At 66.1% G+C, this 11,974-nt stretch carries 6 protein-coding genes and 2 tRNA genes; 6 read left to right on the forward strand and 2 right to left on the reverse strand.

Translation table 11 applies throughout. From position 1 onward, the window contains the following. Position 1 precedes the first annotated feature (1 nt). A complete protein-coding gene (locus Q5923_RS04480; protein WP_303132405.1) occupies positions 2 to 955 on the reverse strand; it encodes a YafY family protein in 954 nt (317 codons plus the stop codon). Continuing rightward, entirely contained in the window at positions 948 to 1,925 is a 978-nt protein-coding gene (locus tag Q5923_RS04485) for a YafY family protein (protein ID WP_009278293.1), read from the reverse strand. The genes Q5923_RS04480 and Q5923_RS04485 overlap by 8 nt, the downstream gene beginning before the upstream one ends. 168 nt (positions 1,926 to 2,093) lie before the next feature. Here Q5923_RS04485 and Q5923_RS04490 point away from each other — a divergent pair, with 168 nt between their 5' ends. The 6 genes from Q5923_RS04490 (at position 2,094) to argH (ending at position 11,868) form a co-directional block, all read left to right on the forward strand. Beyond that, positions 2,094 to 6,497: a M28 family peptidase gene (locus Q5923_RS04490; RefSeq protein WP_303132407.1), complete on the forward strand. Its 4,404-nt coding sequence runs from the start codon at positions 2,094 to 2,096 to the stop codon at positions 6,495 to 6,497. Positions 6,498 to 6,929: 432 nt separating this feature from the next. Beyond that, a tRNA-Gly gene (locus tag Q5923_RS04495) sits at positions 6,930 to 7,004 on the forward strand. A 49-nt stretch (positions 7,005 to 7,053) separates the two neighbouring features. After that, positions 7,054 to 8,337 (forward strand): aminopeptidase, encoded by a 1,284-nt coding sequence (locus Q5923_RS04500; RefSeq protein WP_303132409.1) that lies wholly within the window; start codon positions 7,054 to 7,056, stop codon positions 8,335 to 8,337. Positions 8,338 to 8,388: 51 nt separating this feature from the next. Further along, positions 8,389 to 8,464 (forward strand) — tRNA-Lys (locus Q5923_RS04505). A 558-nt stretch (positions 8,465 to 9,022) separates the two neighbouring features. Next, positions 9,023 to 10,336, forward strand: coding sequence for an argininosuccinate synthase (locus Q5923_RS04510; protein WP_303132411.1), 1,314 nt, complete (start codon positions 9,023 to 9,025; stop codon positions 10,334 to 10,336). Between the two features lie 134 nt (positions 10,337 to 10,470). Further along, positions 10,471 to 11,868, forward strand: a complete 1,398-nt coding sequence (argH, locus tag Q5923_RS04515) for an argininosuccinate lyase (RefSeq protein WP_303132413.1) — start codon at positions 10,471 to 10,473, stop codon at positions 11,866 to 11,868. The last annotated feature ends 106 nt before the right edge of the window (positions 11,869 to 11,974 follow it).

Consider the following 11,974-nt stretch of genomic DNA (forward strand, 5'->3'; position numbering starts at 1 on the left):
CTCACGCCCGGCCCGTTTTTGTCGCGGCGGCGTGTAGAGCCCGCGCGGCCTCCCTCACCCTGGCCCTGAGGTCCTCGTCGCGTATCACCACGGAGCTTCCGCAGGCTGCGAGCCTGAGGGGCAGCCAGTCTCCTGCGTAGAGGGGGAGGGTCACGGAGGTCCTGCCCTCCGACTCTCCCGTCACTCGCATGCCATGCCAGGAGAAGAGCTCAAGGAGGCCCTGGTCGAGGAAGTCCACGGCAACCTCGTGCACGACCTCATGGCCCTGCTGCCCCATGGTCACCGCCCCTTTGTGCTCCCCCGTCGCGAACGGCCTGGGGTCGGCCATTCGGTCCAGGCGGAAGGTCCTCTGGGCCTGTATCTCGAGGTCCAGCGCCTCGAGATACCATGCCCCCTCCTCGGTCCTGAGCGTCTGGGGGATGACGCGCCTTTTCCTTGGTTCGGCATCGGCGGCGCCGCGATACCAAAAGCCCAGGCCATGACCATCGGCTATGGCTTGGGCGCAGAGGTCGAGGACGCTCGGCCTGCCGCTGACGTCCGGCCCCTGTGGCCGCCCTTCCGCGCCCGTTTCGCCGGTGGGAGAGAGGTAGGGAAGGACTCCCTGGTAGATTGGGTCATCCTGCGACATCCCCAGTCGTTCGAGCGCCGCCCGCATCGCCTCGGACTCGGAAGGGGTGAGCTTGAGCGGGTGCCCCTTGCGCTCGCTGTCGAATGCCAGGACGAGCTGGTCGTCGTCACCGAGGCCAATGGGGAGACCCATGCCCTCCTCGTCGTGGGCGGTGAGGGCGAGCTCCAGGAGCAGGCGCGCGTGCCGGGTGCTGCAGCCGAGTCGCGCGGCGACCGTGGATAGCGAGAGTGACCTACCCTGGGCCGAGAGGCTGCCCAGGAGCGCGGCCAGCTCGCGTGCCTCCTCGAGCCCGCCCCTCCTGCCTCGCCTGGAAGCCCCGCTAGGCATCGCACGCCTCCTCCACGACCCTGTCCCAGTGGTCGGTGACCTCCCGCGGCCCGACGGGCATCAGGCGATGCGCCACGCACCAGCGGGCGCACGCCTCGGGGTCGGAGTATCCGACCTCCCAGCATCGCCCCCCGCGCCCATCGACGTGCCTGCCGCGTCGGTCGAGCTCCGCGGCCACCTCCCCCTCTGTGCAACCCAGGTCTTGAATCGTGACCGTGCCGACCTCGGGCCCGATCTGGAAGGGGAGGCGCAGGTAGTCACCCACGCAGAAATCCGGGGGTATGCGGTAGGAACTGCCCGACACGACCCTCGCGGAGAGGAAGCGGTCCAGGCGGTAGACTCGGGGCTCCCTCCAGCTTCCGTCATCGCGGAGCTCCGAGGCGACGAAATAGCTCTGCCTCCTCAGGCCGAAGCTCCCATAGAGGCGCAGCCTCCTCTCCCTTGGCTCTTGGCCCCTTGCTTGGTAGGTGACCACCGCCTCCCGTCTCCCAGACAGGGCGGCGAGTAGGGGAGGTAGGAGCCCGTCGTCGATCCCGCTGCCAGAGAACAGCCGCTCGAGGCTACCGCTGGGACCAAATGATCCGTCGACCTTGGCCAGGGCGAGCCTCAGCTCGCTCCTATGCGGAAAGCTCGGGTCGTGAGTCAGGGGAGCGCAGGCGACGTCCAGCACTAGCGCATCCTTAGAGGAGAGGGACCCCCCTCCGGGGAAGGACGCGGCCTCGTCGACCTTCCAGAGACCGGGCTGTCCCTCACTCGCGACGTTGACGAGGCTGAGGCCGCAGGCGGACATGGCCGTGCGGTCGCGCCTGAAGGCCTTTCGGAACGCCTCGTCGCTTGCCTGCGGGTAATAGGTGTTCCGGAGCTCCTCGTTGGAGAGGGCGTGCTTGGCGTTTGAGAAGGCGAGGATCAGTCCCGCCACGCGCCTGGCTTGTTCGTCGTCCCTGCTCACCGTGACGAAATCGTCCTCCATGCGTCCTCCCACATCCGATGCCGTGCAGCGAGGCCTTGCCCCTGTGCGGGCAGTTGCCGCCTCCGACCCCCGAGCTGTGCTGGTAGAACAAATATGCATCATAAGACGTATACTCGGACGATAGGAAAGTGGACGATTCTCTCCCTGCTTCGGCAAAGGACGTATAGCATGGCAACGACGCGCAGCTACCTCGACTATCTCAACGACAAGGTGGACATCTCTCCGGCGAACAGCCAGGAGGAGCTAGACGCCTCCCAGCTGATCGAGTCGATCATGCAGGAGCACGGCCTCGACACGAGCCTGCAGGAGTTCGCCGCGCCTGCGGCGCCTGAGCTTCCGCGGGCGATACTGCTCGTAATCATGGTCATCGGCATGGTCCTCTCGGGCATCCTGGGCTCCGTCGTGGGCCTGGTCGGTCTCGCCCTGGTGCTTGTGCCGTCCATCCTCCTGGGCCTGCGCTTCGGCGGCCGGGACCTCGTATCGGGCATCGGGACCCGTGCCCGCAGCCAGAACGTCATCGGCGTCCATCGAGCCAGCGGCCCCCTGGTGGTCAAGGGCAACCGCCCCATCGTGATCGTCGCCCACTACGACAGTCCCAACGAGGGGCTCCTCTTCCAGCCCCAGCTGGCCAGGTGGCAGCCGCTCCTCATGCGGTCGAGCCTCTGGTGTGGCATCGCCGTGGCCTTTTGCTCCCTGATTCAGGTCATCGCCATCATCCCCGCCTCAATCCGTCACGTCTTCTGGGTGTTGGGAATGCTGGCTGCCCTCCCCCTCCTCCTCGTCGGCATCGCGGGAATCTATGGTCGATTCGCCTCTTGTACCACCGGCGCCAACGACAACAAGGCCTCCGTCGCGGCCATGCTGGGCGTGCTGGACAAGCTGCGTCCCGCGGATGACGAGGCGAAGGCCTGGGCCGCCGCCCATTCCCATGCCGAGGGGATTGGCGAAGGGCCTTCCACCCCGCTTGAGGAGGAGCTCGAGGTAGAGAGTGACGAGGAGGCCTCCGAGCGGGCCTTTGCCTCTCTGGACGAGCTTCCCTCTGACAAGGGGGAAGAGGACGCCGCCACCGTCCCGTTGCCTGCCGCTTCGACCGCAGCGGAAAACCCCCACCCGGCTACCGCCGCCTTCACCCCCCAGGTGATTCCCGCGCCCGAACCAGAAGGCCCCAAGTCGGTCCGTCGCGGTGCAAAGCTCATCGAGGAGCTCCAGATTCTTCCCGAGGGTTGCCAGATTGTCTACCAGAAGCCTCCCGTGCCCCAGGTCGTTCTTCCCGACCTGCCCGAAATCGACGTCGACGGCGCGCTCCCCGGAGCCGCCCCGTCCGCGAGCGGACTCGCCGGCGAGGCGGGGGAGACTTCGTCTGGGGCGGGGGCACGGCCAGAGCCCGGGGCCACCATGCCCGAGTTCATGGCACGTGCCAACGCCCGCATCTCCGAGTCGTTCCCCGAGGAGGAATCATCCGATGCCGCCGAGGCCGCCAAGAGTGGTTCCGCGCCGGACTCGTTGGCTGACGACGCCCTTCTCGCTGACTTCGAGGTCATCGACCCCGACGCTCCTTCCCGCCCTGCCGAGCTCCTCGCCTCCGTCAAGTCGGCGCTCTCCCATGTGAGGGAGCTTATCCCTCGAGGCGAGCGCCAGGCTCCCAAGATCGAGCGTGGGGAGGAGCTGGCTTCCGGCCAGCCTGGGGAGCAGCCTGTCGTGCAGGTCGCGGATGGTCAGGGGACGGAGGCTGACGAGAAGGGCGAGTCCCTGCAGCCAGAGGATCCCAGCCAGACCGTCGCCATGCCCGCCGTGACCTATGAGGACGAGGAGGCACTGCTGGCGGAAGTCCACGCGCGCGCCGCAGGGGACACCGTTCCAAGCGTGTCGCTCGACGCCGCCGGACCAAAGGACGCACCTGGCATCACGGACGGACCCTCTTCCGATCCGCAGGGCGCCGCAGACGAGGAAGAGAGGGTCCTCGTGGCCGTGGATGCCGAGGGCGAGGAGGCTGACTCCGAGTCCGAGCTTGCAGACGCCCGTGACGAAGAGCCCCTGCCCTACGACGGGCCCATGGCGTCACAGTTCGAGACCCCGAGCGTCCATGACGTCGAACCCCGCAAGGTCGATCCTGCGAGCGTTCCCTCGATCAACGACGCCTACCTAGACAACGCAGCCATCTTCACGCGTCTGAAGGCGGTCCCAAACCCAGCCATCGCGCCCGTTCCAGAGCTAAACTTCGCCCACGAGCAAGATTCGCAGCTCGAGCTCCAGGTTGGCGGCCAGTCCTTGCGGCGGGAGGATGCCTCGGCAGACCTGCAGCCCGGATTCTCGGCGGACGGCGCGGACGGGAGCGAGGCGGTTCAGGAAGGGACAGCGCTAGAGGGCGCTCCGCGGAGTCAGGACGAGCAAGCGGAGGAACTCGTCCCCGAAGAGGGGGCTCAGCCCGATTCTGAGGCCGTCCCCGTTCCCGTCACAGACGGCGGCCCGGCAACCGAGGAAGCCTGGGAGGACGGACCTCGGGCTGAGTCTGCGACAGCCGAGGTCACCGAGGGCGACGTCGAGGGAGGGGACGAACCACCCTGCGACTCCCAGCAATTCGACGGCGAGGACCTGCGTGAGGGATCTGCGGGAGCAGGGGAGCCTGACCAGCAGGCGGAGGTCTCCGAAGCCGGTGCCTCACGTGGCGAAGCGGATGCCCTTGACGACGGAGCTGCCTTCGAGGACGAGGCGGAGCCCTTGGTCCAGGATGTCGCGGAGCCAGGGCAAGCCACCTTGCCGGACGGTACTCGGCCGGCAGGCGCGGGAGCAGAGACCTTGGAGCAAGAGCCAGCGAAGGACGAGGCACCTCTCCCACGATTCAGCCTGTTCGCGCCCCTGCGCGACGACTACATCATGGATGCCGAGTTCGAGCGGCTTCCGGAGGACGGTCCGACCCCAGGGGCGGACGAGCTTGGCCAGACCATGGCCCAACCCGTGGTTGCCGACGGTAGCGACGAGCCGACCCTCGTGACCATGCCCGTCGCCGAGGACGACGTGGAGGAGAGGCCGATCGAGCGCGAGGAGCCGGAAGCGTCGACCGAGGTGGCACCCGATTCAGACGAGGAGATGCCGGTAGAGGGAGGGGAGCCGTCAGCTGCGGAACCCCTCGACGAAGCCGAGCCGGAGGACGACCGACCCGAGAGGGCCGTCGGTTACGTCCTGGGCGAGGAGCCGGCAGAGGTCGACCAGAGCGAGCTGACCCTCGACGCACGGCCCTTCGTGTCCGCAGAAGACGTCAGGGTCACGGAGTCGTCTGCTACCGGCGACCCCGCCCAGGAACTGGATCCCAACGCAACCGTCATCGCCCCCAACCTGAGTTTCATGGAGGACGAGGAGCCTAGCGAGGAGGAACTGGCCTCCAAGGACGTGTCGGGGTTGGACACCTATGCCATGGACGGCACCGAACCCCGTCCGGTAGAGCCTCGGCGTCCGGAGCCGACGGCGGTCGATGATCCCAACTGGGGCAAGAGCGAGTTCACGCCTCAGCCGGGAAACATCGCGCGCCGGGCGGTGCTCTTCGACCTTCCTGATCCGTCAGAGGCCACGCCCGACCCGCTTGCCCCCGAGGAGCCCAGCCCCACTCCCGCCCCGCGCGGCATCGACGAGGGACGCGCGCGCCCGTCGGCCGCGGACCTCTCCTATACGAGGGGCGAGCGCGAGCCGTTGGGCGTGGTGGGCGAGGGTGCCCTGAGGTCTGAGTCTCCGCGGCCACGGGGTGGGTCCCACCAGGCAAGGCCCATGGGCAAGAAGCGCTTCAACATCTTCGGTCGCCACAAGGACCAGACGGAAGACTCAGATTCCTTGAGCTCTTGGCTTGGCGTTGACGAGGACTTCGACGCCAAGAAGAGCGGCCGCGAGATTGGCAGCTGGGACAACTTCTCGGACGCGAAGCAGGGGAGGCCTCGCGACGGATGGAAGGGAGGCGCGACGAGCCGCTTTGACCTCAGGCTCGTCGAGGATGAGCCTGCCGGCTCCGAGGAAGGCGCGAGCCAGGCTTCTGCGGAGGGCTACACCCTGGGTGGAGAGGAGCCCCAGGCCATGGAGCCCCGGGAGGGGATTGGCATGGAAGAGCTGCGCGAGGCCATCACGAGCATGGGTGACGACGAGCTGCTTGCCCACGACGTCTGGTTCGTGGCCCTGGGTGCCTCGGGACTCGACCACGCCGGCGCAAAGCGCTTCATGGCCGAGCACCGCAAGGACATCCGTGGCGCCTTCGTCGTCAACCTCGACTCCATCGGCGCCGGTCGCCTCAGCGTGCTCACGAGCGAGGGTGCCACCAGTCCGCGCAGGGCAGACCGCAGGATGGTCCGCCTGCTGTCAAAGATCGCAGACGACCTGCACGTCGGGCTGGAGAAGGTTCGCTTCGACTGGGCTGACACGGACGCGACACCCGCCATGCAGTCGTCCATGCGTGCGGCAACGATCATGGGCGTCTCTGAGGACGGCGTTCCCGCGCTCTCTCACACCGCGGACGACGTGCCGGAGAACCTCGATGCGGCGCAGGTGGTCGACGTCGCCGAGCTCATCGCCGAGCTCATTCGACGGGCATAGGAGAGTCCGTCCAAGAACCAAGCCCGACCCAATGAACCTATTGCATGCCGGCGGTCCCCCTGTGGTGGCTGCCGGCATGTCCCGTTCCGAGGGGGTTGCCCCCGCGCACGGGGTCGCCTCCGCGCAGCTGGGCCCGCGGCGGACGCCGCCTCTTGCCCGTCGCCCCAGAAGCCAGGCCGACCTCGCTCGGTCCAAGCGCCTCCGCCCGTCGTACCTCCTGCCTTGCAAGCAACGTCTCTTCCACCAGACCTCCCCGGTCGCCTCCGTTGGGGAGTAGAGGCTACTCATGCGAGCTGGCAGCAAACCCATCGGCAGCTTGCGCCAGTCTGGCGTCAGCTAGGGACGCGAGCCCTCCGAGCATGGGATTCGCGACAGTTTCGACAAAAGCCTTGGGCACGTCGCAATGGGAGCTGTGATAGAATCCACAAACATGCGGGCATCGCCAAGTGGTAAGGCAATGGCTTCCCAAGCCATCATCCGCGGGTTCGAATCCCGTTGCCCGCTCCATAGACTGTCATCGGGCCCTTCGGGGCCCGATTTCGTGAAAGGGCAATCCATGAGCGTTCCCATGACCGCCGAAGAGTGCCGTGTCGCCATCGGGCATCTTTCTCCCAAGATTGACAACTATGCCGAGCTGCTGGTTCGCAAGGGTGCGGCATTGAGGCGGGGACAGGAGCTCGTGCTGCAGGCGCCCGTGGAGCGGGCGGACTTCGCCCGCCGCGTCGTGAGGAAGGCCTACGAGGCGGGCGCGGGACACGTGACGGTCATCTGGTCTGACGACGTGGTGGGACGCCTGACCTACGAGCACTTGGACAAGGCCTACTTCGAGCACGTCCCCTCGTGGCAGCGTGAGCAGCTCAACTCTCTCGCCGAGGCTGGTGCTGCGTTCCTCTTCCTCGAGGGAAGCGACCCCTCCGCGCTCGACGGGATTGACCCCGCCAAGCCGGCGGCCGCACGAAAGGCGCGCAACACCGAGTGTCTCGCGTTCAGGGAGGGTATGGACTTCGGCCGCAACGTCTGGTGCATCGCGGGGGTTCCCGTCGAGGCCTGGGCCCGCGAGGTCTTCCCCGAGCTCTCGGGTAGCGAGGCGGTCTACAGGCTCTGGCTCGCCATCCTGAGCGTGGCGCGCTCGGACGGCCGCGACCCCCAGAGTGCCTGGGAGACCCACAACGCCACCTTCGAAAAGAACAAGCGCCTGCTCAACGCTGCCTCCTATGACAGCCTGAGGTATCGGTCGTCGAATGGTACGGACCTCGTCGTTGGCATGAACGCCGGCCACCTCTGGGAGGGAGGGGCCGCCCGGACGGTGGATGGGACCGTCTTCTTCCCCAACATCCCCACCGAGGAGGTCTTCACCACCCCCAACCGCAACCGTACGGAGGGAATCGTCCACTCCGCCATGCCGCTCGTGCATGCGGGTCAGGTCATCGACGACTTCTGGATCAGGTTCCGAGACGGCGCGGCGGTCGAGTGGGACGCCCGTCGGGGCAAGGCCGCGCTCGACCAGATCATGGCGGCAGACGAGGGTGCCCATCACCTGGGAGAGGTCGCCCTCATCTCAAAGAACACCCCCATCAGGCAGAGTGGGATCCTCTTCTACGACACGCTCTACGACGAGAACGCGAGCTGCCACCTCGCCCTTGGCATGGGATTCCCGGAGTGTCTTGATGGCGGGCTCGATATGGGCAAGGACGAGCTCCTGGCCCATGGGGTGAACCAGTCCTCCATCCACGTCGACTTCATGGTGGGCGCCGACGACTTGGACGTCTGGGGAGTCGACACTAACGGAGAGGAGACCCCCATCTTCGTGGGCGGGCAGTGGGCCTGGGAGGCCGAGTAGCGACCCAGGCACGTGGTAGAATCGCACGGACGTCTCATCGCGTGACACATCGGGCCGTTAGCTCAGTTGGCAGAGCAGGGGACTTTTAATCCCAAGGTCGTGGGTTCGACCCCCACACGGCCCACCACGTACGCTTGCAGGCCAACGGTGACGCTTCCCGTTGGCCTGCTTCTCGTATGCCCATGATGCAACTATTTCCCTATGTAACAGGCTGCTAGCTGCTGATATTCAAATCGTTGACGCAAGCAATTGACGACATCGAGATCCTTGTCCATCTTCACCTGCCCAATTGTTTCGAGCAGGAAACCAAAGGGCCCTCTCGCCTTACGCGCATTTGCATAGAGGCGTAATATCCCTCAACAACAAGTGGAGCAGGAGTCCAGGCGCAGGGAAGGGGGAGAGGTTCGATGGACAACAACACAGGCATCAAGCTCTCTCTCCGACGCCAGGGCCGACGAATCACGCTGCGACGCCAGCGCGAGCTGCTCCCGGTCCGCTGAGGCAAAACTAGAGGCCTCGCACACATAGGACTGTGACACCGCCTGGCAATGCCAGGCTTTTTTGTACGAAAAATACCTGGCACGCAGCGTATTCACCTTTTTGGGAGGGGACGCCCTCCCATCGCGTGCCCACGACCATAGCCAACACCACCAAGCAACGAACGACAAAACAGGGGAGAGCAACCATGCCTGCAACCAAGATCCAAAACGCCACCACCAACGCCACCACGAAGGAGAAGGTCGTCCTCGCCTATTCCGGCGGTCTGGACACCTCCGTCATGGTCAAGTGGCTCCAGCTCGAGAAGGGGCTTGACGTCGTCGCCATCTGCGGCAACGTGGGCCAGGACGCAGAGGACCTGGCCTGGGTGGAGAAGAAGGCCCTGCGGATGGGAGCCGTCCACTCGGAGGCCCTGGACATGCGCGAGGAGTACGCGAAGGAGGTTCTCACCAAGGCGATCAAGGCAAACGGCCTCTACGAGGACACCTACCCCCTGCTCTCCGCGCTCTCGCGCCCCCTCATCGTGAAGCACCTCGTGGAGATCGCCCACAAGACGGGTGCCTCGTACATCGCCCACGGCTGCACGGGCAAGGGCAACGACCAGGTGCGCTTCGAGACCTGCATCCACGCTCTCGACCCCAGCATCAAGGTCCTGGCACCCGTGCGCGAATGGGACCTCCTCACCCGCGAGCAGGAGATGGAGTGGGCCCAGGAGCATGGCGTGCCCGTGCCCACCACTGCCGCCAAGCCCTACTCCATCGATGACAACCTCTGGGGTCGCGCCATCGAGTGCGGCGTCCTCGAGAACCCCTGGAACGAGCCCCCCGCGGACATCTGGACCATGACGGTGGACCCCATTTCCGCCCCCGACCAGCCGGAAGAGATCGTGGTCGGCTTCGAGAAGGGTGTGCCCTGCTCGCTCAACGGCAAGAAGATGGAGCTCCTGCCCCTGATCGTCCAGCTCAACAAGGTCTGTGGCGCACACGGGTACGGACGCATCGACATGATCGAGGACCGCGTGGTGGGCATCAAGAGCCACGAGTGCTACGAGTGCCCCGCCTCCCTCGCCCTCATCAACATGCACCACGCCCTCGAGACCCTCTGCCTCGATCACGACACCCTGCAGTACAAGCACATGATCGACCAGCAGTGGTCCAAGGTGGTCTACGACGGCCTCTGGTACAGCCAGCTCAAGGAGGCGCTTGACTCCTTCTGCGCCAGCACCCAGGCCTTCGTCACCGGTGAGGTCAAGGCAAAGCTCTACAAGGGCAGCCTCACCGTGACCGGCCGCAAGAGCGCCTACTCCCTCTATGACCTCAGCCTTGCGACCTACGGTGACGGCGACAGCTTCGACCGCAGTGCCTCCAAGGGCTTCATCGATCTGCACAGCCTGCCCAGCAAGACCTGGTCGGGCAAGCAGGGTCCCGCCCACAAGCAGGCGGTTCCCGCGCTTGCGGGCAAGAAGCAGGCGAAGCTGGGCTACGCGGCCCTCTCCGCGTAGGGGAAGTTGTCCGGCAGGAGCTGGGGTTGCGCGCACGCGGGAAGACTCGGCCCGCGTGCGCGCCCTTGCGTCCTCAGGCCCATATAGTGGCGAACGACTGAGCGAACACGAGATGAGAAAGGCGGGTCAGGAGGATGGCCCTTTGGTCTGGAAGGTTCGAACAGGGAGTCGACGAGCTCACCCAGCGCTTCGGCGCCTCGCTCGAGGTCGACAAGAGCATGTGCCGTCAAGACATCGCCGGGTCCATGGCACATGCCCGGATGCTGGCTGACCAGGGCATCATCGGCGTGGATGACGCCGAGAGGATTCAGGAGGGCCTTTCTCGGATTCTCACGCAGATAGACGACGGCGACTTCGAGTGGGACGTGAACGACGAGGACGTCCACATGGCGGTCGAGTCGAAGCTCACACAGATGGTCGGTCCAGCCGGCGCCCGCCTTCACACCGGACGCTCGCGCAACGATCAGGTGGCGCTTGACCTGCGACTCCTTGCCAAGGACCTCCTTGCTCAGCTCATGAGGGGAAACCTTGCCCTCAGGAGGACCCTGCTCGAAGAGGCGGTGGCGCGGCGGGGCGTGGTGATGCCGGGTTACACCCACCTGCAACATGCGCAACCCGTGTTCCTCTCGCATCACCTGCTTGCCTACTTCTGGATGCTGGGGCGTGACTTCAAGCGCCTCTCCTTCGCCTTCGACGAGGCGGATGCCAACCCCCTGGGAGCCGCCGCCCTGGCGGGGACCACCTATCCCATAGACCGCTTCCAGACGACGGAGTCCCTGGGCCTCGACCATCCCATCCCCAACTCCATGGACGCCGTGAGCGATCGTGACTACCTCCTCGACCTGCTCTATGCCTGCTCCGTCTCGATGATGCACCTCTCGCGTCTCTGCGAGGAGATCGTGCTCTGGTCCACCACGGAGTTCGGCTTCGTCACGCTCTCTGACTCCTACTCGACCGGCTCGTCGATCATGCCCCAGAAGAAGAACCCAGACTTCGCCGAACTCACCCGTGGCAAGACCGGTCGGGTGTACGGTGACCTGGTGGCCCTCCTCACGACCATGAAGTCGCTTCCCCTGGCCTACAACAAGGACCTCCAGGAGTGCAAGGAGGGTCCCCTCGACGCGGCGCATACGCTGCTCGACTGCATGGCGTGCGTGAGGGGGATGGTCTCCACCTGGCGCCTCGACGAGGGCCGCATGGAGGAGGAGTCGGGGAAGGGCTTCACCGCCGCGACCGACGTGGCAGACTACCTCGCCAAGCGAGGGGTGCCCTTCCGCAAGGCCCATGAGGTGGTGGGGGAGCTCGTCCTGTATTGCGAGAGGCACCACAAGGGCCTGGAGGACCTGACGTCCGAGGAGTTCCGCCAGGCCTCCGAGCTCTTCGACTCCGACGTGACGGAGGACCTCGACCCAAGGGGGATAGCCTCGGCCCGTAACAGCTATGGCGGCACAGGTACACAGGCGCTCGCTCGCCAGCTCGAAGAGGCGCGCGCCGCGCTCGAGGCCGACGAGGGCTCGCTGGCGGGGGAGTAGGTCGCAGGCGGCGGGAGACGCCGACGGCGGCCTTCCGGCCAGGGTCCCCTCCTCTGCACGCTTAGTGGACCCCGCCGCGGCGCGCTAGAATTGGGGGACGTCCGCA

It is taken from the genome of uncultured Olsenella sp., from assembly GCF_959602185.1.
Lineage (GTDB): Bacteria > Actinomycetota > Coriobacteriia > Coriobacteriales > Atopobiaceae > Olsenella_I > Olsenella_I phocaeensis.